The 19,571-nt window shown below is 62.3% G+C and carries 19 protein-coding genes and 2 tRNA genes; 11 read left to right on the plus strand and 10 right to left on the minus strand.

Annotated features, from left to right (window positions below; translation table 11 throughout):
• Positions 1–48 precede the first annotated feature (48 nt).
• Positions 49–2,268 carry a phosphoribosylformylglycinamidine synthase subunit PurL gene (gene purL, locus A7A77_RS09655; RefSeq protein WP_066557139.1) on the plus strand — a complete coding sequence of 740 codons (2,220 nt, stop codon included), beginning with the start codon at positions 49–51 and terminating at the stop codon, positions 2,266–2,268.
• A gap of 34 nt (positions 2,269–2,302) precedes the next feature.
• Here the strand turns inward: purL and A7A77_RS09660 are convergent, their stop codons facing one another.
• Both A7A77_RS09660 and serB read right to left on the minus strand, forming a co-directional pair.
• Positions 2,303–3,490 carry a S8 family peptidase gene (locus A7A77_RS09660; RefSeq protein ID WP_216635570.1) on the minus strand — a complete coding sequence of 396 codons (1,188 nt, stop codon included), beginning with the start codon at positions 3,488–3,490 and terminating at the stop codon, positions 2,303–2,305.
• A 160-nt stretch (positions 3,491–3,650) separates the two neighbouring features.
• A complete protein-coding gene (gene serB, locus A7A77_RS09670; RefSeq protein ID WP_066556878.1) occupies positions 3,651–4,547 on the minus strand; it encodes a phosphoserine phosphatase SerB in 897 nt (298 codons plus the stop codon).
• On the opposite strand from serB, the gene miaA reads away from it, so the two are divergent.
• The 7 genes from miaA (at position 4,540) to leuA (ending at position 12,112) form a co-directional block, all read left to right on the plus strand.
• Positions 4,540–5,526 (plus strand): tRNA (adenosine(37)-N6)-dimethylallyltransferase MiaA, encoded by a 987-nt coding sequence (gene miaA / locus A7A77_RS09675; protein WP_066556880.1) that lies wholly within the window; start codon positions 4,540–4,542, stop codon positions 5,524–5,526. The genes serB and miaA overlap by 8 nt on opposite strands.
• A 143-nt stretch (positions 5,527–5,669) precedes the next feature.
• Positions 5,670–7,379 carry a biosynthetic-type acetolactate synthase large subunit gene (gene ilvB, locus A7A77_RS09680; protein WP_066557141.1) on the plus strand — a complete coding sequence of 570 codons (1,710 nt, stop codon included), beginning with the start codon at positions 5,670–5,672 and terminating at the stop codon, positions 7,377–7,379.
• Entirely contained in the window at positions 7,379–7,894 is a 516-nt protein-coding gene (gene ilvN / locus A7A77_RS09685; protein WP_066556884.1) for an acetolactate synthase small subunit, read from the plus strand. Before ilvB ends, ilvN begins: the two co-directional genes overlap by 1 nt.
• A gap of 118 nt (positions 7,895–8,012) precedes the next feature.
• A complete protein-coding gene (gene ilvC / locus A7A77_RS09690) occupies positions 8,013–9,032 on the plus strand; it encodes a ketol-acid reductoisomerase (protein WP_066556887.1) in 1,020 nt (339 codons plus the stop codon).
• Between the two features lie 115 nt (positions 9,033–9,147).
• Entirely contained in the window at positions 9,148–9,798 is a 651-nt protein-coding gene (locus tag A7A77_RS09695) for a YceI family protein (protein ID WP_066556892.1), read from the plus strand.
• Positions 9,798–10,193 carry an I78 family peptidase inhibitor gene (locus A7A77_RS09700; protein WP_066556894.1) on the plus strand — a complete coding sequence of 132 codons (396 nt, stop codon included), beginning with the start codon at positions 9,798–9,800 and terminating at the stop codon, positions 10,191–10,193. The genes A7A77_RS09695 and A7A77_RS09700 overlap by 1 nt, the downstream gene beginning before the upstream one ends.
• 221 nt (positions 10,194–10,414) lie before the next feature.
• On the plus strand, positions 10,415–12,112 hold the full coding sequence (gene leuA / locus A7A77_RS09705; RefSeq protein ID WP_245638443.1) for a 2-isopropylmalate synthase: 1,698 nt from the start codon (positions 10,415–10,417) through the stop codon (positions 12,110–12,112).
• A gap of 59 nt (positions 12,113–12,171) precedes the next feature.
• Here the strand turns inward: leuA and A7A77_RS09710 are convergent, their stop codons facing one another.
• From A7A77_RS09710 to A7A77_RS09720, 3 genes are all read right to left on the minus strand, one after another.
• Positions 12,172–12,639, minus strand: a complete 468-nt coding sequence (locus tag A7A77_RS09710; protein ID WP_066556898.1) for an AHH domain-containing protein — start codon at positions 12,637–12,639, stop codon at positions 12,172–12,174.
• A gap of 98 nt (positions 12,640–12,737) precedes the next feature.
• Complete coding sequence (locus tag A7A77_RS09715) at positions 12,738–13,388, minus strand: hypothetical protein (RefSeq protein WP_066556902.1); 651 nt, start codon at positions 13,386–13,388, stop codon at positions 12,738–12,740.
• A gap of 281 nt (positions 13,389–13,669) precedes the next feature.
• Positions 13,670–14,158, minus strand: a complete 489-nt coding sequence (locus tag A7A77_RS09720) for a flavodoxin family protein (protein WP_066557144.1) — start codon at positions 14,156–14,158, stop codon at positions 13,670–13,672.
• 96 nt (positions 14,159–14,254) lie between these two features.
• Here A7A77_RS09720 and recJ point away from each other — a divergent pair, with 96 nt between their 5' ends.
• The 3 genes from recJ (at position 14,255) to A7A77_RS09735 (ending at position 16,353) form a co-directional block, all read left to right on the plus strand.
• The gene (gene recJ / locus A7A77_RS09725) at positions 14,255–16,051 is read left to right on the plus strand and encodes a single-stranded-DNA-specific exonuclease RecJ (RefSeq protein ID WP_425388560.1); all 1,797 of its coding nucleotides are present in this window, start codon (positions 14,255–14,257) and stop codon (positions 16,049–16,051) included.
• A 104-nt stretch (positions 16,052–16,155) separates the two neighbouring features.
• Positions 16,156–16,230, plus strand: a tRNA-Glu gene (locus tag A7A77_RS09730).
• A 48-nt stretch (positions 16,231–16,278) separates the two neighbouring features.
• Positions 16,279–16,353 (plus strand) — tRNA-Glu (locus tag A7A77_RS09735).
• A 118-nt stretch (positions 16,354–16,471) separates the two neighbouring features.
• Here the strand turns inward: A7A77_RS09735 and A7A77_RS09740 are convergent.
• The 5 genes from A7A77_RS09740 to A7A77_RS09765 form a co-directional block, all read right to left on the minus strand.
• Entirely contained in the window at positions 16,472–16,819 is a 348-nt protein-coding gene (locus A7A77_RS09740) for a helix-turn-helix domain-containing protein (protein WP_066556905.1), read from the minus strand.
• Between the two features lie 428 nt (positions 16,820–17,247).
• Positions 17,248–17,433, minus strand: a complete 186-nt coding sequence (locus A7A77_RS09750) for a hypothetical protein (RefSeq protein ID WP_066556910.1) — start codon at positions 17,431–17,433, stop codon at positions 17,248–17,250.
• The gene (locus A7A77_RS09755) at positions 17,427–17,867 is read right to left on the minus strand and encodes a hypothetical protein (RefSeq protein WP_066556912.1); all 441 of its coding nucleotides are present in this window, start codon (positions 17,865–17,867) and stop codon (positions 17,427–17,429) included. The genes A7A77_RS09750 and A7A77_RS09755 overlap by 7 nt, the downstream gene beginning before the upstream one ends.
• A 1-nt stretch (position 17,868) precedes the next feature.
• Positions 17,869–18,921, minus strand: a complete 1,053-nt coding sequence (locus tag A7A77_RS09760) for a hypothetical protein (RefSeq protein ID WP_082836035.1) — start codon at positions 18,919–18,921, stop codon at positions 17,869–17,871.
• A gap of 338 nt (positions 18,922–19,259) precedes the next feature.
• On the minus strand, positions 19,260–19,496 hold the full coding sequence (locus A7A77_RS09765) for a hypothetical protein (protein WP_066556914.1): 237 nt from the start codon (positions 19,494–19,496) through the stop codon (positions 19,260–19,262).
• Positions 19,497–19,571 lie beyond the last annotated feature (75 nt).

Consider the following 19,571-nt stretch of genomic DNA (forward strand, 5'->3'; position numbering starts at 1 on the left):
CCCGAAAGGGCTGGCACACAGACGCGGGGGTGGTTATGGGCGCGGATCATGAGCGAGATCACTCCTGACGTCGTCGAGGCGCACGGCCTCTCCCCCGAGGAATACGAGCGTGTGCTGCATGCGCTGGGTCGCGAGCCGAACCTTGTCGAACTGGGCATCTTCTCGGTCATGTGGTCCGAGCACTGTTCGTACAAGTCGTCGCGCTTCCACCTGAAGAAGCTGCCGACCGAGGCGCCGTGGGTGATCTGCGGTCCGGGCGAGAACGCGGGCGTCATCGACATCGGCGACGGTCAGGCCGCGATCTTCAAGATGGAGAGCCACAACCACCCGTCCTACATCGAACCCTATCAGGGTGCGGCGACGGGCGTTGGCGGCATCCTGCGCGATGTGTTCACCATGGGCGCGCGTCCTGTGGCGAACATGAACGCGCTGCGTTTCGGGCGCCCCGATCACCCGAAGATGAAGCACCTCGTGAAGGGCGTTGTCGAAGGCATCGGCGGGTACGGCAATTGCGTCGGCGTGCCGACCGTCGGTGGCGAGACGAACTTCCACAAGGCATACGACGGCAACATCCTCGTCAACGCGATGACCGTCGGTGTCGCGGACGCGAACAAGATCTTCTATTCCGCCGCGACGGGCGTGGGTAACCCCATCGTCTATGTCGGGTCGAAAACGGGCCGCGACGGCATTCACGGTGCCACGATGGCCAGCGCCGATTTCGGCGACGACATCGAGGAAAAGCGCCCGACCGTACAGGTCGGCGACCCCTTCGTCGAAAAGCTGCTGATCGAGGCGTGCCTTGAGCTGATGGCGACCGATGCCATCGTGGCGATCCAGGACATGGGCGCGGCGGGTCTCACCTCGTCCTCGGTCGAAATGGCGACCAACGGCAAGGCGGGCATCCGGCTCGACATGAACAAGGTGCCCTGCCGCGAAGAGGCGATGACGCCTTACGAGATGATGCTGAGCGAAAGCCAGGAGCGTATGCTCATGGTGCTGAAGCCCGGCAAGGAAGCCATGGCCGAGGCGATCTTCAAGAAGTGGGAGCTGGACTTCGCGGTCATCGGCGAAGTTACCGACACCCGCCACATGGTGCTGGAATTCGATGGCGAAGTCGTTTGCGACATTCCGCTCGGCCCGCTCGCTGCCGACGCGCCGGAATACGAGCGTCCCTACATCAGCCGCGAGGAGTACGCTGCGTGGAGTGGCGTGGCACCGCTGGGCGACGTGCCGGAAAGCAATGACGTTGCAGCAGACCTGTTGAAGCTCGTCGCGACGCCGGACCTCGCCTCGCGCAAGTGGATCTGGGAGCAGTACGATTCGCAGGTCGGCGCGGACACGCTGCAGAAATCGGGCGGCGATGCTGCGGTGGTGCGCGTGCATGGAACCAAGAAGGCGCTGGCGATCAGCACCGATTGCACCCCGCGCTACTGCTATGCCGATCCCTACGAAGGCGGCAAGCAGGCCATTGCCGAGGCCTATCGCAACATTTCTGCCGTTGGCGCAACGCCGCTGGCAGTCACCAACTGCCTCAACTTCGGCAACCCGCAGCGCCCGGAAATCATGGCCCAGTTCGTCGGCTGCCTTCAGGGCATGGGCGATGCCTGCCGCACGCTCGACTTCCCCATCGTGTCGGGCAACGTCAGCCTCTATAACGAGAGCAAGGCGACAGGCGGCGGTTCTGCCATCCTGCCTACGCCCGCCATCGGCGGCGTCGGTCTGATGCAGGACCACGAGGCGATGGCCACCATCCGCTTCAAGGCCTCGGGCGATCAGATCGTCGTCATCGGCGGTGAAAGCGGCCATCTTGGCCAGTCGCTCTACCTGCGCGAACTGCATGGCCGCGAGGAAGGCCCGCCCCCGCCGGTCGGTCTCGACCTTGCCAAGCGTGCAGGCGAGACGGTGCGAAAGCTGATCGCGGATGGCGCGGTGACTGCGGTGCATGACTGTTCCGACGGCGGCCTTGCCGTGGCACTGGCCGAAATGGCGATGGCCAGCGGTATGGGCTGCGCCGTAGCGATGCCGGAAGACCGCACCAGCGCAGCCGGCTTCTGGTTCGGCGAGGACCAGTCGCGCTATGTCGTGACTGCAACCGACGCCGAACCGATCCTCGAAGCCGCCGAAGCCGCTGGTCTGGCGGCGATCGCGCTGGGCGATGTCGAGGGTGACGCGCTCGTGTTCCGCTCCGTTGCCGGCGAAAGCCGCGTTTCGGTTGCCGATCTGAAAGCCGCCAACCTCTCTTTCTTCAAAGAGTGGATGGAAGCCTGAGAACTACCTTGCGTCCGTAAGCCCCAAACGTGGCTTACGGCGCGGGGTTGGCACCCACGGGTACCGTGCCACTCGGGGTGGTCACAGTGGTCTTGGTAGTCACTGTGCCTTGAGACAGGAATATCCCCGAAAGATGGGGCGCGGCCATCGAAGTGCCCTGCTTCACCGTCGTTCCGCCGCTAGTGTCGAGCGAAACGATGTTCTCGCCCGGCTCTGCATAGTCGACCGACGACCCATAGTTGGAGAACGAGGAGTACGTCCCGTTCTGTCCGATGGAACCGACAGTATAGATGTTCGCACCGTCGATATCGGCTGGCGGAGAATACCGGAACGAACCATCGAGGCTGGTGCCGTAGTTTCCGGCCGCGATCACGATACGTACCCCGCCGGGGTTCTTTGCAGGATCGGAAAACGCGAGTACGGAATCGTCCATGAGCGCCGACTGCGGATCGGCATTGACCGACAGGTTCAGGACATCGCCCTGACCGGCAACGCCAAGGACATAGTCGATGCCAGCCGCGACATCGATATCGCGTCCGTTCCCCTGTGAATCGAGTACCCGGACCGAAACGATCGTCGCTCCCGGCGCTACGCCGTAAATCCCGCGACTGTTACCTTTGATAGCCGCGATCGTGCCCGCGACATGCGTGCCGTGGCCGTTGAAGTCCTCGAACGAACCGGCCTGCTTTCCCCGCACTGTCGGCGCAAGGAAATAGCGGCTGCGGGTCTGGTCGTAATTGAGATCCCCCGTCTTGGTGCTGACCCCCGTATCGACGACCCACGCCGTTGCCCCCGTCGCTGTGCGAGACCTGACGTAGACGATGTCCCACGGTTCGGTCTCCGTCGTCGAACCACCACTGCTCGGCGGGCCACCCCGCTTTGTCGGCACCGCAACTGCTTTGCCGGTGGGCGGCAATGACACGGTTGTCGCCTGCGTACATGAAGTTACCCGGGGGTTTGACCGCACCATCGCCGACACCGCCTGGCTTGACGCATAGAGAGCAAAGCCGGGGCCGACATGCTTGTAGACGTACAGCACCCTGCCCCGCGCCTGCCCGGCGGCCCGGGCGGACATGGCATCGACAGAGACGGTGCCTGCCTGGAATTTGCAATACCACGTGTCGGGTATCTTCTCGCCAGCCGGACTGGCCGCTGCCGCCCCTGCCATGAACATCGCTGATGCCCCGACGATTGACGCGATCGATCTTGCCGAAATAATCATGGTGGATCTCCTGCTCGCTCGCCCCAACGGCGCGCCGGAAGCAGCAGTATCCCATAAGATCAGCAACCTTCCAAGGCTGCAGGGCGACATACGTTGATCAAATAGGCATTACAGGCAGTTAAGCAGCAGCCCGTGTACCTGCATTTCAAGGATTGCCCCTTTACTCCACCCATTCACCCCGCGGCACGCCCAGCAGTTTCAGCACGCTGGTCAGGTCCCCCCGATCGACGAAACCGTTAGCCGCCGCTTTCGCCTTCGGCTTGGCGTAATAGGCTACGCCGAAGTCCGCCGCCTCGATCATCGGGATATCGTTCGCGCCGTCGCCGGTCGCGAGGCTGAGCGCGCCGCTGCCCAGTCGCGCCATTTCCTCCTCCAAGGTTGCAAGCTTCGTGCCGCTGCCGACGATAGCTGCCGCCAGCTTGCCCGTCAGCCTGCCATCCGCGACGCCGAGCACGTTGCCGACGACGCGTTCGAAGCCCAGCATATCGGCCACCGGATCGGCGAATGAATGGAACCCGCCCGTTACCAGCACGGTACGGCAGCCACGGCTCTTAAGTGTCTCGACCAGTGTGCGCGCACCCGGCATCGGGCGGATACGTTCGTCAAGACAACGGTTTATGGCACTTTCTTCAAGTCCCGCCAGAAGTCCGACACGTTCGGTAAGCGCGCTGACAAAGTCCAGTTCGCCCTGCATCGCACGTTCGGTGATGTCGGCGATCTTTTCCTTCAGGCCCGCAAAATCGGCCAGTTCGTCGATGCATTCCTGTCCGATCATGGTCGAATCCATGTCGGAGACGAACAGCTGCGGCACGGCGATCTCGCCCTCGCTCATCAGCAGGTCGCAAGGGCTGAAACAGGTATCGAGGATCGCCCGCACGTCCGCCGGGTTCGCCCCCTCCCCGCTCTTTGCCGCGAAGTCGATTTCCAGCACGTCGCCGCAGAACTCCAGCATCTGCGCGCCGGCAAGCGCCCAGCCTTTTTCCGCCAACATGCCGCCCGCCCGTTCGAGCGCGGTTTCCATGCGTGTGGGGTCTGCTATCAGCCGGGCGATGAGCACGGACGAAATCTCCTTGAACGACGAACGGGGTCCTGGCGACGAAAAGCCTCGGGTCGCGCTCATTGCAGGGCCGACAGCAAGCGGCAAGAGCGATCTGGCGGTCGATCTGGCACTCGCTGCCGAAAAGTGCGGTTTGCCGGCAACCGTGATCAATGCGGACAGCGCGCAGGTCTATCGCGATCTGCGCGTGCTTTCGGCCCGGCCCGACGATGACGAGATGCGCGGCGTGCCCCATGTCCTGTTCGGAGCATGGGACGGAGCGGAGCCATGTTCCGCCGCCGATTGGGCCGCGCGCGCGAAACAGGAAATCGCGCAAGCCCATGGCGCGGGACGACTGCCGATCCTCGTTGGCGGGACGGGCCTTTACTTGCGCACCCTGATCGACGGCATTGCCCCCATCCCCGCCATCGATCCGCAGGTCCGCGAGGCTGTCCGCGCCATGCCGGTTGCGGCGGCGCATGCGGCTCTAACAGTAGAGGACCCCGCCTCTGCCAATCGTCTCAATCCAGCGGATACAACCCGCGTTGCCCGCGCGCTGGAAGTGGTGCGCAGCACGGGGCAACCGCTGGCCCACTGGCACGCGCACATGGAAGGCGGGATCGGCGGGGAGATTGATCTGGCCGCCGCCATCCTCATGCCGGAGCGGGAGGCATTGTACGACAAGTGCGACCGGCGCTTTGCCCTGATGCTGCAGTACGGCGCCGTCGACGAAGTGCGCGCGCTGCTTGCCCGCAATCTCGATCCCGACCTTCCGGTCATGCGCGCCATCGGCGTGCCCGAGATCGCCGGAATGCTCCTTGGCAAATACGATGCGGCAGAGGCCTGTTCGCGCGGATCGGCCGCGACTCGCCGCTATGCGAAACGGCAATACACGTGGTTTCGCCATCAGCCGCCGGTTGATTGGAACCGGTTCTACGCTGAAAATGTCTCAAATGGGGTCGTTGTTGAAATATTATTACGAAAACTAAGGTTGACATGATATTCCATGTCGCCTAGTCCGCCCTTCGAATTGGGTTGGGAGAGAGAGGCCCGGGTGCACGACACTCGGGCCCATTTTCTTGGCCCGTCAGCCAACAGAAACGGAGAACGACAGTGACCGAGCGCAGCGGCGCCGACATCTTGATGGACAGCCTGGCCGAACAGGGGGTCGAAGTGGTCTTCGGCTATCCCGGTGGTGCGGTACTGCCCATTTACGATGCCCTGTTTTCCGACAACCGCATCCGCCATGTCCTCGTCCGGCATGAAGCCGGTGCGGCCCATGCCGCCGAAGGTTACGCCCGTTCGACCGGCAAGCCCGGTGTCGTCCTCGTCACCAGTGGCCCCGGCGCGACGAATGCGGTTACCGGCATCGCCGATGCCTTCATGGATTCGATCCCGATGGTCGTCCTGACCGGTCAGGTCGCGACTGCGATGATCGGCACCGACGCGTTTCAGGAAGCCGACACCATCGGCATCACGCGGCACTGCACGAAGCACAACTATCTTGTGAAGGACCCGTCGGAACTGGCCGCGACCATTGCCGAGGCGTTCCAGATCGCGACCACCGGCCGCCCCGGCCCCGTCGTCATCGACATTCCCAAGGACGTTCAGGTCGCTAGCGCGCCTGTTCAGGCGATCGACAAGCCGAGCCGCTACACCCCGCCATCGACCGGCGCGGACGAGGCGATCGCCGAAGCCGTTCGCCTGATCGCGGCGGCCAAGGCGCCTGTCCTCTACAGCGGCGGCGGCGTCATCAATTCGGGGCCGGAAGCATCCGAACTGCTGCGCGAGCTGCAGGCGCTGACCGGTGCGCCCGTCACCAGCACGCTAATGGGCCTTGGCGCCTATCCCGCGCATGACAAGGCGTGGCTGGGTATGCTGGGCATGCATGGCACCTATGAAGCCAACATGACGATGAACCGGTCCGATCTGGTCGTCGCCATCGGCGCGCGCTTCGACGACCGCGTCACCGGCCGGGTCGAGGATTTCGCGCCCGACGCGAAGAAGATCCACATCGACATCGACCGTTCCTCGATCAACAAGACAGTCCGCGTCGATCTGCCGATCATCGGCGATTGCGCCACTGTGCTGCGCCAGATGATCGACGAGTGGAAGACGACCGGCGCAACTGCGCAGAACCTTTCGGAATGGTACCACCGGATCGACGGCTGGCGCGCGCGCAACTCGCTTGCCTATCCGCGGTCCGAGGAAGAGATCATGCCGCAGTTCGCGATCGAGCGGCTGTATGAACTCACCAAAGACCGCGATCCGATCATCACCACCGAAGTCGGCCAGCACCAGATGTGGGCGGCGCAGCACTTCCACTTCTTCGGCCCCAACAAGTGGCTGACGAGCGGCGGTTTGGGCACCATGGGCTACGGCCTGCCCGCGGCCATCGGTGCGCAGCTTGGCAATCCCGAAGCGCTGGTGATCGACATCGCGGGCGAAGCCTCGATCCAGATGAACATTCAGGAACTGGGCACGGCAAGCCAGTACCGCCTGCCGGTCAAGGTTTTCATCCTCAACAACGAATACATGGGCATGGTCCGCCAGTGGCAGGAACTGACCTATGAATCGCGCTATTCGAATTCGTACAGCGACGCGCTGCCCGATTTCGTGAAGCTGGCGGAAGCTTATGGCTGGAAGGGTATCCAGATCGACAATCTGGACGATCTGGACGCCGGCATTCAGGCGATGATCGAACATGACGGCCCCGTCATCGTCGATTGCCGCGTGGCGAAGCTTGCCAATTGCCTGCCGATGTTCCGTTCGGGCGCGGCCCACACCGACATGATCCTCTATGGCGACGACACGCAGCGCGAAGTCACGGCCGAAGCGAAGGCGTCCGTCTGATGCATATCCAGCACCGCGAGCAGGAACGACACGTTCTTGCCATCACCGTCGACAACGAAAGCGGCATTCTGGCCAAGATCGCCGGACTTTTCACCGCGCGCGGGTACAATATCGATTCGCTGACGGTTGCCGACATCTCGGAAAACCACAACGTCAGCCGGATCACCATCGTTACCCACGGTCCGCAGGAAGTGATCGACCAGATCCATGCGCAGCTGGAACGGCTGATCCCGGTTCACAAGGTTGCCGACCTCACCGAACTCGGCCCGCATGTGGAGCGCGAACTGGCTCTGGTGAAAGTGGCCGGAAAGGGCGACAACCGGGTAGAGGCGCTGCGCCTTGCCGACGTCTACCGCGCCAAGGTGGTCGATTCCACAACCGGGAGTTTCATTTTCGAGATCACCGGCACTCCGGAAAAGATCGACGCATTCGTCGCCCTGATGCGTGAACTCGGCCTTGTCGAAGTGGGCCGCACGGGCATCGTGGGCATGATGCGCGGTGTGAACGGGGCATAACCGGGTCCGAATTCGTTCCAAACGATACATTTGAAGCAACCATCCAACACAGCTATGCGCCGCTGCGTAATCCGGCGGCCAAGCCATATCAGCAGGCCAAGAGCCAAGGGGAACTGAAGTGAAAGTCTATTACGACGCCGACTGCGACCTGAACCTGGTCAAGGACAAGAAGATCGCCATCGTCGGCTATGGCTCGCAGGGCCATGCCCACGCACAGAACCTGCGCGACAGCGGCGTTGCCAATGTCGCCATCGCGCTTCGCGAAGGTTCGTCCACGCGCAAGAAGGCCGAAGGCGCAGGCTTCAAGGTCATGACCAACTCGGAAGCTGCCGAGTGGGCCGACATCATCATGATCCTCGCCCCTGACGAACATCAGGCGGCGATCTACAACGACGACATCGCCGGCCGCATGAAGCCGGGTTCGGCTCTTGCCTTCGCGCATGGCCTGAACGTCCACTTCGGCCTGATCGAAGCGCCGAAGGACATCGACGTGATCATGATCGCGCCGAAGGGTCCGGGCCACACCGTGCGCAGCGAATACCAGCGTGGCGGCGGCGTGCCCTGCCTGATCGCGGTTGAAAACGACGCCAGCGGCAATGCCCATGACGTCGCGCTTGCCTATGCCAGCGCCGTTGGCGGTGGCCGTTCGGGCATCATCGAAACCAACTTCCGCGAGGAATGCGAAACCGACCTGTTCGGTGAGCAGGCCGTGCTTTGCGGCGGCGCGACCGCGCTGGTGCAGGCCGGTTTCGAAACGCTGGTCGAAGCTGGCTACGCACCGGAAATGGCCTACTTCGAATGCCTCCACGAACTGAAGCTGATCGTTGACCTGATGTATGAAGGCGGCATCGCCAACATGCGCTACTCGATCTCGAACACCGCCGAATACGGCGACATCAAGACCGGCCCGCGCATCATCACGGCTGAAACGAAGAAGGAAATGAAGCGCGTTCTGGAAGACATCCAGTCGGGCCGCTTCGTGAAGGACTTCGTCCTCGACAACCGCGCCGGCCAGCCGGAACTGAAGGCTTCGCGCAAGGCGGCCCAGCGCCACCAGATCGAGGAAACCGGCGCCAAGCTTCGTGCGATGATGCCGTGGATCGGTGCGAATGCGCTGGTCGACAAGGAAAAGAACTGATCCCATCGCGCCACGGCGCGACGCGATAACGAAACGGGGCCCGCGCATCATGCACTTGATGCGTGGGCCTTTTTCGTTAGCTTCGCGCGCGATTCTATCTTCGGAGACCCGATCGATGCGCACCGCCACGAAAGCCCTGCTTGCCGCCGCCTGCCTTGCTGTCCCCGCCACAGCGCCAACGGCACAGGAAGCGCCGAAGATGCAACTGGGCCGCGCCGATGCCTCGCTTGTACAGGCGGGGTCCTACACCGCCGATGCCGCACACACTCTGGTAGGATGGCGTGTGAACCATCTGGGCTTCAACGACTATTTCGGTATTTTCGGCGATATTTCGGGCACGCTCGAACTCGATCCGGCTGACCTCGCCTCTGCAAAAGTCGATGTGACGATCCCCGTCGCGGCCGTGACGACCGCAAGCGCGGGGCTCACCGAACACCTGCTGCGCGCAGGCAAGGATGGCGGGAAACCCGATTTCTTCGGCCCCGCACCGGCCCCTGCCCGCTTCATCTCCACGATGGTCACGCCTACCGGTACGAACTCGGCGATGATCGTCGGTGACCTGACGCTCAATGGCGTGACGGCGCCTGTCGCCATCGCCGCGAAGTTTACCGGCGCGGGTCCTGCACCGATGAGCGGCAAGCAGACCGTCGGCTTCGAAGGTCGCGCCACGCTGAAGCGCAGCACCTTTGGCGTCAACATGGGCATTCCCATGGTAAGCGACGAAGTCGAACTGGACATCACGTCCGCCTTCGAACTGGCTTCGTGATGCGCCTCGCGCTCCCCGCGCTGCTGGCCCTTGCGGCCTGTTCGTCCGGGGAGCGTGCGGGCGACGCCCCGGCGGGCACGCCATCGCCGGCCGTGCCGGACTTTGCCGATGCCGAATGGGTGCCGCCTGCGCAGTGCCCGTCATGGGCCGATGCCGATCGGCCGGCGGGATCGAACTGTTATGGCATCATGCCCGAAAGCTGCGGTGCGGACCGTGCCTCGGCCTATGTCGGCCAGACGATGAGCGCGGCGATCGAGGAAGTGCTGGAAAAGTTGGCAGTCGCAAGGCTGCGCGTGATCGCGCCTGACACGGCCTATACCGAAGATCTCAATCCGGGCCGCCTCAACGTCTTTACCGACGCGAGCGGCACGATCACCGGCGTCGACTGCTTCTGACAAGAGCCGCGCGCAAGGCCCGAATCAGGTCTGGACATTGCCGCGCGCGTGGATCATAGCCGGTTTCGTAATGACTGTGATGCGCCTGCACCCCGGCCTTGGCCTGCTGCTTCGACTTACACGCCCCCGGGCGTGACCTTTGCGCTGCCTGCGGGCCGCGCGTGTCGGCCCGGGGGATAGAAAGCCGCACCACCTGAATCAGCAGACAAGAAGTATTCGTCATGACCCATGAACAGCCCCGACAGGGCATGTTGAACGATCCGTCGGTCAAGTACCGCCCCTTCCCCACGATCGACATCCCCGATCGCCAGTGGCCTTCGCGCACGATCACGAAGCCGCCGCGCTGGCTTTCCACCGACATGCGCGACGGTAACCAGTCGCTCATCGATCCGATGGACAGCGTGAAGAAGAACCGCTTCTTCGACCAGCTGGTGAAAGTGGGCCTGAAAGAGATCGAGGTCGGCTTCCCCGCAGCCGGCGCGACCGAATTCGATTTCATCCAGGGCCTCGTGCGTTCGGACCGCATACCGGACGACGTGCTGGTGCAGGTGCTGACGCAAAGCCGCGAAGACCTGATCGTGCGAAGCTTCGAAAGCCTCGAAGGCGCGAAGCAGGCGATCGTCCACGTCTATAACGCGGTCAGCCCCGCATGGCGCGACATCGTGTTCAAGATGAGCAAGGAGGAAGTGCGCGGCATTGCCGAGGCTGGCGCCAAGGTTATCCGCGACCAGGCCGCGAAGTACCCGGGCACCGACTGGCACTTCGAATATTCGCCGGAAACGTTCAGCACCGCCGAACTCGATTTCAGCATCGAATGCTGCGAAGCGGTGATGAACATCCTGCAGCCGACGCCCGAACGTCCGATCATCCTGAACCTGCCCGCCACGGTCGAATGCGCGACGCCCAATGTCTATGCCGACCAGATCGAGTATTTCTGCCGCAACCTGCCCAACCGCGAAAGCGCGGTGGTCAGCCTGCACACCCACAACGATCGCGGCACCGGCGTCGCGGCGGCGGAACTGGGCGTGATGGCGGGTGCCGACCGTGTCGAAGGCTGCCTGTTCGGCAATGGCGAGAGGACCGGCAACTGCTGCCTCGTCACCGTTGCGCTGAACATGTACACGCAAGGGGTCGATCCCGGCCTCGACTTCTCGGACATCGACGAGGTGATCGAGACGGTCGAATTCTGCAACCAGATCCCCGTGCACCAGCGCCACCCCTATGGCGGCGAACTGGTCTTCACGGCGTTCTCGGGCAGCCATCAGGACGCGATCAAGAAGGGGTTCGAGGCGCATGACGCGCAGAACGACCAGTTCTGGCGCGTACCCTACCTGCCGATCGACCCTGCGGATCTCGGCCGCAATTACGAGGCGGTGATCCGCGTCAATTCGCAGTCCGGCAAGGGCGGTTTCGCGTGGGTTCTGGAACAGGACCGTGGCCTGAAGCTGCCCAAGCGGATGCAGGCGCACTTCTCCAAAGCCGTACAGCGCATGGCGGACGAAACGGGCCGCGAACTGAACGCCGCGGACATCTGGGATGCGTTCCAGAGCGAATATCACGTGTCCCGCCCGCAGCATTTCCAGCTCGTCGATTACGAGGAGCAGCGCGCCAAGGATGGCACCCGCGTCTTCACCGGCACGGTGACGGAGGGCGGCACGGAACGCACCGTTTCAGGCCGGGGCAACGGGCTGATCTCGTCCGTCGTCGCCACGCTGGGCGAAGCGTTCGGCATGCAGCTCGAAGTGCTCGACTATTCGGAACATGCCCTGTCAAAGGGCAGCGACGCCAAGGCGGCCGCCTACGTCGAATGCATGACCGGAAATGGCGAGATCGTCTGGGGCGTCGGCATCAGCGCCGATGTCGCCACGGCCAGCGTACGCGCGATCCTAAGCGCGGCGAACGCGGCGCGGGCAGACTGACGATCGAAATTCGGCAGATCCCGGCGCGTTTCCGCACGCGCCGGGATCTGCCGCGCGCGTTACGCGCTGTCTGCAGTCGCGCCCCATAGCTGGTCTGCCATGGCATCCAGCGTTCCGTAGTTAACGCCAGCCCCGATCGGATCGCGACGGTTGAGAACCAGCCGCGATTGTCCGTCGCCACGCAGCCACCGGGCAAGCCCGCGCTGCACAATGCGGAGACGGAAGATCGCCATACCCGCTGCCCGCATCTCATTGCGGCTGCGTATGTGCGACCACTCCCTCTCGATTGCGCCGACCCTTTCGAATACCAGTTCGTTATAAACCTTGTGCGGCCCGCGATGCAGCGGAAGGCGCTCTTCGAACGCAGCTGCCTCGCTTCCGGGAAGAAGCGCGCCATTGGTGTTGAAGTCGTCGAACCACAGCCCCGCGGTACCAACCGACGAAAGCATGGCCGCAAGGCAGCGACGCGAAAAGAACTGGCGCGGCAAGAGGTGGTGTTTTTGCCATCCCTTACGAAAACCCGGCATACCGGGACGATTTACACCAGAAAAACGTCGAATTGCCGCTGCGCCGGCAATGTACGTCATATTGCTTGACCCCCTCCGATTCTCTTCGGGGGAAAGACTTAAGCAAATGGTGATCGAGAAAGGTAAATTTTCTTGCCGCTAGCGTCGGGATTCACTTCGAACAGGCCGAACCCGTCAATCTCCATCGTGTCCGGTTCGCGTATGCGGCCATGATTTGCCATATAGTCGATCATACGGATGGCTGCCCGGGCCCTGTCCGCATTCGCCATACCTGCAATCGGCGCAATCGCGATTTCCTGCCCGCAAATGGCATCCATGCCGCGGCTGACCAGAACGTCGCCATCCTCGACCATCAGCGAAGCCAGCCCCAGTGCGGGAAACGGCCCGCCGTCCAGCCATTCGCGGGCGACTTTCGCGAAATAATCGCAGTTCATGACACTCGACGCGGGCTGCCATCCGACCGCGATGCAATGGGCGGCACCGGTCAGGGCCAGCGTCGCTGCAGCAAGCCCACGCACCATTTCCAGCGGAGAAACATTGTCGTTCGCCGCGCCGCCGGGGGCCAGCAGGATCGCCTCCGTCCCCTCAAGCCCGTCGTTGCGGATATCGAAGAAATATTGCGGTGGGCCCGTTCGTGCGGAAGCACCGGGCGCTGCACCGGACAGGACCATCGCAAAACCATCGTATTCGAAAGAAAAAGCGCCCGCTTCGTCGATCTCTGTCAGCCCGCTAAAACTAGCGCCGCCCATCGCCTCAAGACGATCTGCAATAGCACCGGAGTCGGGCCGTCCGCCCGCAAACCACAGACTGAAAGTGAGTTCTTGCTGATCCCCGGGCCTTACCCCACTTCCGACAGTGCCGGACATGACCTCTATTTCCTGTGCCGTTTGCGCGACCTTTTGCAAACACCCGATCATCGGTACAGTCCCTATGGCAGTAACCATATCCATTATCGACATGAATGTCGTTAATTACATTGTTCGATCAATTTGCACTATCGCTCAAGACTGCAGTTACGCCGTCCTTGCGATCAAAATATGCCCATTGCCAACCCTTCGGCCAGCACCTGCCCCAAAGCGGCGCAGAGTTCGCACTGGTCTTCGGGAAGCGTCTTTTCCTTGAGAATTTCTGCCGGTGTCTGCGCGCCGAAGTTGACGATTACAGCGTCGGTCACCCGTTTCAGCCGCCAGCCCGTGGCGATCCTGTCGATCTGGCGCGTCGCCCCTTCCCCGTCAGAGCCGGCGGCGATGGCCGTGGCATAGGCCCGGCCCTCGATCCTGCCGAGCACGGGGTAATAGCACCGGTCGAAGAATTCCTTCATCGCTCCGCTCATCGAAGCGAGATTTTCGGGGCACACGAACAGATAGCCCCGCGCCGAAAGCATGTCTTCGGGCGTGACTTCGTCGCAATAAAGAAGGCGCGCCTCATCCCCTGCCCCGGCGCTGGCTGCAGCGGCCATCTGCCTCGCTCCTCCCGTTCGCGAATGCCAGACGATCAGCAGGGACGGCGTGTCTGTCATGGCGTTCATGCTAACCACACCCCGCCTGGGGGAAAAGGCGGGGAGCGGTGAGCCGAACGGGTTTTACCCCGCCGCATGCACCTGTAAGTTCGCAAGATGGCTTCAATTCCCGGACATAACGAACTCGAAGGTCACGCATGCGGCATCGCGGCATCGCTGTCCGGCAAGGCGTGGCGCTGGCGCGGCGGCAACATGGCGCTGGGCGGCGGATCGATGTCGGGCGGGGATCTGGTGACGCAACTGCTCACCGCGCGCGGCGTTGCGGCGGAGGATGTTGAACGGCACCGCAATCCGACCCTGCGATCATTCCTGCCCGATCCGTCGATCTTTCACGACATGGATCTGGCCGCAGAGCGGGTGGCACAGGCCGTATTGAGCCGGGAAGCGGTCACGATCTACGGCGATTACGACGTGGACGGGGCGACCAGCAGCGCGCTGCTGATCCGGCTTTTGCGCGAACTCGGGTCGAATCCGTCGCACTATATCCCCGATCGCCTGCTGGAAGGTTACGGCCCGTCGGGTGAGGCTCTCGTAAAGCTGGGGCAGGAAGGCAGCAGCCTGATCGTAACGGTCGATTGCGGGGCGATGGCGCACGAGGCGCTGGCGATGGCGCACGATGCCGGTATCGACGTGATCGTGGTCGATCATCACAAGTGCGCGGCGGAAAATCCCAAGGCTGCGGCGCTGGTCAATCCCAATCGCCTCGATTCGAGCGACGAGGCCGCGTCATACGGGCATCTGGCCGCGGTCGGCGTCGCCTTCCTTCTGGGGATCGCGATCGTTCGCACACTGCGCAGTCAGGGATATTTCGCAAACCGGCCCGAACCGGACCTGATGGGCCTGCTCGATCTGGTGGCCTTGGGCACCGTGGCCGATGTCGCGGCGCTTCACGGCCTCAACCGCGCTTTCGTCGCGCAAGGGCTGAAGGTGATGGCCCACCGGCGCAATGCCGGCATCAATGCCCTGATCGATGTCAGCCGGCTGAAACGCGCGCCGCAATGCAGCGATCTGGGCTTTGCCCTCGGCCCGCGAATCAACGCTGGCGGCAGGGTTGGCGAATCGACACTGGGCGTGCGCCTGCTGACGGGCGATGGCGGAGAAGAAGTGCGGGACATCGCAACCCGCCTCGACGCACTGAACGAGGAACGCCGCGCGATCGAGGCCGAAGTGCAGGAAGCGGCCGAAGCGCAAGTCGCGGGGCAGCACAACCGCGCGGTCCTCGTCCTGTCGGGTCGCGGATGGCATCCCGGCGTCATCGGCATCGTGGCCGGTCGCATCAAGGAGAAGACGGGCAAGCCGGCGATCGTCGTCGCGTTCGATGCCGATGGCGAAGGCAAGGGTTCGGGTCGCTCGGTATCGGGCGTGGACCTTGGCGCCGCGATCATCGCCGCACGGGAAGAAGGCCTGCTGGTCAAGGGCGGCGGCCATGCGATGGCGGCTGGCCTGACGATAGAGGAAGACCGGATCGACGCGTTCGCCGAATGGCTGGACACGCGGCTTGCCCGCGATGTCGAACGCGCGCGAACAGGGCTTGCCACGATCATCGACATATCGGTGGCGCCGCGCGGATTGCAGCCCGACCTTGTCACGCAACTGGAAGAGGCCGGACCCTACGGCGTCGGCTGGCCGGCACCGCGCGTTGCCGTCGGCCCGGTCCGTCTGGTCAAGGTCGACATCGCCGGCAATGGACATGTTCGCGTGATCGCCAGCGGCCAGGACGGTGCCCGGTTCAAGGCCATCGCCTTTCGCGCGGCGGACAGTGATATGGGGCAAACCTTGCTCCACGGATCGCAGGGGCGGAAGTTCTGGCTGGCCGGTCGTGCCAGGATCGATGACTGGGGTCAGGTTCCCGCAGCCGAACTGCACATCGAGGACGCGGCATTTGCGGACTGATTTATCCCGCACTTTGGAAGCCATGCATACTGTTTGCAACAAAAGCGCAATTCGCGCTTGACCGTCCGCGAAGCGCCCCGTAAGTGGCCGGCCTGCACCGACGTGGCCCCTTCGTCTAGCGGTTAGGACGCGGCCCTTTCACGGCTGAAACACGGGTTCGATTCCCGTAGGGGTCACCACGGTGCAGCATTATCCCGGCGACGCGCGGCGTCCGCCCCGGATCGATCGGCCCCTTCGTCTAGCGGTCAGGACGCGGCCCTCTCACGGCTGAAACACGGGTTCGATTCCCGTAGGGGTCACCAAGGAAATCAAGCACTTAGCAAGATTTCCGCCGGTTCCATGAAATAACGGTGAAATATTACGGCAGTGTACGGCGATTTACGCCGGTTTACGCCGCGCGGTTAGAACGGGCGCGAATCGTCATAGGGCACTGCGAAGTCCGCCGACGCTTTCGGGGGCATTGTCATTGCAAGCCTCTTGAAATTCGCGCGCCATGCCAATGAGCATATCGCAATGGCGCTTGTATTCCGGGTCGCGCCGGTAAGTGTATTCTGCGCGCTCGCAGGCACGAAAAACAGAACCGACATTGCGCCCCATAGCCTGCCCGATTTTCGGATAGCTGTAACCAGCAACGCGGGCCGCGAGGGCAACCGCCGATCTGGCGTGGAAAATCTGCGCCGTCCGGCGTGGGCCGGTGATTACGTCGGCGGGGATGCCAAACAATTGGGCTGCGTGGTCAACCAGCCTTGCAACGGGGATATGGTCCATGCCGTGATGCCTTAATTTTTGGAGTTGGTGTGCGTTAGCCGCGACCTCGCGCGGCAGCGTCCAATCGCCGCGCAAATGCGTTGGCGTTGTCATTATCAGCGACGCCACCGATGCGCGCCGAACTGGCCCGCCACGTCCGCCGCTTGCGATTATCCGGTGTCATGTCCGCAAGGTCATTTCGCACGGCTTCAAGCCGTTCGCGCAGCCTGTCGCATCCGGCCAATTCAAGTTCATCAATGGCGCGGCCCAAATGCCGCAGCGCCCTGCGCCTGTCGTCAATACGATTTTCAATTTCACAGTCGTCAATCATGATTCACCAATAAATGAGGGTGGCGGCTGCGGAGCCGGGTAATGGAAACGAACCCCAGCCCCGCAGCCTATTCAACCCGCAACCGCCACACCACAAGCGGTTAGCGCGGGTCGAAATATTAGCGTCTGGCGGTGGCTTTGAAGCCTGCACGCATCGCGCGCGTGGCAATTTGCCCCTTGCCGACTTTCAAGCCGGTTTCGGCTGCAATTCTGGCGCGTTCCGCGTCGATAGCCGCAACCAAATCAGCATCGAGATAGATCGTTAGCGCCTGTCGCGCGGGCTTTACCTGATCCTGCGTCACCATGCGCCAATCACCCTTGGTTTGTCGTCCCACTGAACACCGCCAATTCTGGCACTGCGCGGGGCTTGCTGGCTGTTGGTAATCCAGTTGGTGGCGGCAGCAGCTATGCGGAACTCAAGACGTTGAACGGCCTTCGAAAGCTGCTCGTCCGAAAGTTCCGGGAATATGCGCTCAAAGAACTTTCGCGCGCCGTCGTCGCCCCCCGAATAGAGCCAAGGGTTTATGCCCGGAAATGCCACTATGAAGCGCGGCTCGTCATAGTCCTTGCCAAAGCGAGGAGTGATATGGGCCGCGTCGATGGCGTCCAGCACCGTGACGGGCAGCAGGATGGGCGCGCGGGGGTCAATTGGCGGGGTGGGTTCGACCTCGACGAGCGTTTCATCCACCGGAGCGGCGGCAGGCGGCTCACGCCTGAACAGCGACAGGATGCGCCGCATATCAGGCTCCCACCGTCCAAAATGCGCCGGGCATCGGGAGCAATGCCTCCATGTTTGCCCAGCAAGTTAGGTTCAAGTCGCCGTTGATGTTCGCGCGCTCGGCGACCAGACTTATACGCTCGCTAATGGCAACGGCTGACCGGCTGAACGAACCAACTACTGTTCCGGCAATTGCAGGCGTCAACTCCGCCGGGATGCCGGACGCGCGCAATGCGCCATCCTGCCCGACCGATGCGCCATCGCTCGCCGTCCCGACCAGCGCGCGCAGTTCCGAGAATTTGAAACCCAACGCCGCAGCGGCCCCAAGGTTGAACGCAGCGGGAGTTGTGGCGGCAATCGCATCCAGTAGCACTTTGTCGGCGGCGCGGGCGATGCCAAGGCAGATACTCGCAAGGGCCACGTCCGAAAGATAGCCCGCCTCATAAGCCCGGCGATCCGCGCGGGTCAGCTTGACGCGGAATGCAAGGTTGGCCGTCTCGCCAATGTCGATAGGCGCGGTGAAAAACGGCAGGGCACTATCCGGGGCGTCGGCATCGTCGGCCACCGGGGCAAAAGGTGCAGCTTCAATAAGGTCGAAATGCATCGTCTGTCGGAGGAAAATCGTTTCCCCGTTGACCACGCGCCCGTCGTTCATTTCTGGAACGGGAATAATGCGCGCGCCCGCTCCGGCAACGCGGCTGGCTTCAAGCAGTGCCGCCGAAAGTTTCGAGTTCTTGCCCGCCTCACGTCCAATCGGGAAGTGAGTGGCGCGAAGTTTCGTGTTGCCAATATCGGGCAACTCAAGATCGCCAATGGCGACATGATCCACGAGGGCGGCGGGCTTCTGAATTGTGGCGCGCACGTTGTTATCGTGGTCAGTGACATGACTGTAGCCGATCTGTTGGGCTGCGCTGTCGAGAAACGTCGAGAACGTCGAACGCTCTGCGTTTGGTTTGCGTGCATTACGAGATTGAATAGTCATTGCTGCAAGGCTCTCTGCGATTTTCAGAATGTCGGGGAATGTCCCGCTGAACAACAGATGGCGTGCAAAGCGATTTAGATCAATAAAATTCATCTGGCTTTGCATAAGTATGACTATTTTCCTCTTTGTTGCCACCAACTATTAGTTGTTGGTGGCATCTATTCTCAAATATTCGACCGTTGAGTGCGTTTAAACGTACTGCTGAGCCACGGCAACGCCGCGCATCCCCCCGGTTCAAGGTACTTCCGGGGGCAATCTTAGGCGGGGACATTTGGCCCGCGTGAAATCAAATCTGCGTGCGTTTTCTAGGCACCCTTTCTGATTAGAGCGCCGCCAAAAATATTATCAAAAGCCATGAGAAATCGGCGCAAGCGCCAACCCGACGAAATAACGGGAATAAACCGGCGACCGTGGCCGCCGGTTTATTTTGGCTAAGCGGTGCGCCAGATGCGGAAGCCATCCGGCGTCTTGCGTTGCGAAAAGCGTTTACCAGCGCCGCACTTCGTCATGTAGAACCGCGAGAATGCCGATGACAGCCGGTTTTTGTTTGTCGCTTCAGTTGGAATGACGAAGCTGTCTCCAACTTCCATCTGCCGCAGTGCATTAGCAACCCCGGTCCTCACATTTCCCTTTTCGGGAAGCGGCACGCCCTTTTCGATCTCAAACATTCGGTATTTCCCTTAGTTACCGTAAACATAGGGCCTCCTAAGTGTTGTTAGATGCAGTCAATTAACGGCCACTCG

The sequence above is a fragment of the Croceicoccus bisphenolivorans genome, assembly GCF_001634625.1.
Taxonomy (GTDB): Bacteria; Pseudomonadota; Alphaproteobacteria; order Sphingomonadales; family Sphingomonadaceae; genus Croceicoccus; species Croceicoccus bisphenolivorans.

Excerpts from the sequence above, each read along its gene's own strand:
- purL (WP_066557139.1), top strand. The coding sequence starts at position 49 with ATGAGCGAGATCACTCCTGACGTCGTCGAGGCGCACGGCCTCTCCCCC.
- A7A77_RS09660 (WP_216635570.1), bottom strand. The coding sequence starts at position 3,490 with ATGATTATTTCGGCAAGATCGATCGCGTCAATCGTCGGGGCATCAGCG.
- miaA (WP_066556880.1), top strand. The coding sequence starts at position 4,540 with ATGAGCACGGACGAAATCTCCTTGAACGACGAACGGGGTCCTGGCGAC.
- ilvB (WP_066557141.1), top strand. The coding sequence starts at position 5,670 with ATGGACAGCCTGGCCGAACAGGGGGTCGAAGTGGTCTTCGGCTATCCC.
- ilvN (WP_066556884.1), top strand. The coding sequence starts at position 7,379 with ATGCATATCCAGCACCGCGAGCAGGAACGACACGTTCTTGCCATCACC.
- A7A77_RS09695 (WP_066556892.1), top strand. The coding sequence starts at position 9,148 with ATGCGCACCGCCACGAAAGCCCTGCTTGCCGCCGCCTGCCTTGCTGTC.
- A7A77_RS09700 (WP_066556894.1), top strand. The coding sequence starts at position 9,798 with ATGCGCCTCGCGCTCCCCGCGCTGCTGGCCCTTGCGGCCTGTTCGTCC.
- leuA (WP_245638443.1), top strand. The coding sequence starts at position 10,415 with ATGACCCATGAACAGCCCCGACAGGGCATGTTGAACGATCCGTCGGTC.
- A7A77_RS09710 (WP_066556898.1), bottom strand. The coding sequence starts at position 12,639 with ATGCCGGGTTTTCGTAAGGGATGGCAAAAACACCACCTCTTGCCGCGC.
- A7A77_RS09715 (WP_066556902.1), bottom strand. The coding sequence starts at position 13,388 with ATGGGCGGCGCTAGTTTTAGCGGGCTGACAGAGATCGACGAAGCGGGC.
- A7A77_RS09720 (WP_066557144.1), bottom strand. The coding sequence starts at position 14,158 with ATGACAGACACGCCGTCCCTGCTGATCGTCTGGCATTCGCGAACGGGA.
- recJ (WP_425388560.1), top strand. The coding sequence starts at position 14,255 with ATGGCTTCAATTCCCGGACATAACGAACTCGAAGGTCACGCATGCGGC.
- A7A77_RS09740 (WP_066556905.1), bottom strand. The coding sequence starts at position 16,819 with ATGGACCATATCCCCGTTGCAAGGCTGGTTGACCACGCAGCCCAATTG.
- A7A77_RS09750 (WP_066556910.1), bottom strand. The coding sequence starts at position 17,433 with ATGGTGACGCAGGATCAGGTAAAGCCCGCGCGACAGGCGCTAACGATC.
- A7A77_RS09755 (WP_066556912.1), bottom strand. The coding sequence starts at position 17,867 with ATGCGGCGCATCCTGTCGCTGTTCAGGCGTGAGCCGCCTGCCGCCGCT.
- A7A77_RS09760 (WP_082836035.1), bottom strand. The coding sequence starts at position 18,921 with ATGAATTTTATTGATCTAAATCGCTTTGCACGCCATCTGTTGTTCAGC.
- A7A77_RS09765 (WP_066556914.1), bottom strand. The coding sequence starts at position 19,496 with ATGTTTGAGATCGAAAAGGGCGTGCCGCTTCCCGAAAAGGGAAATGTG.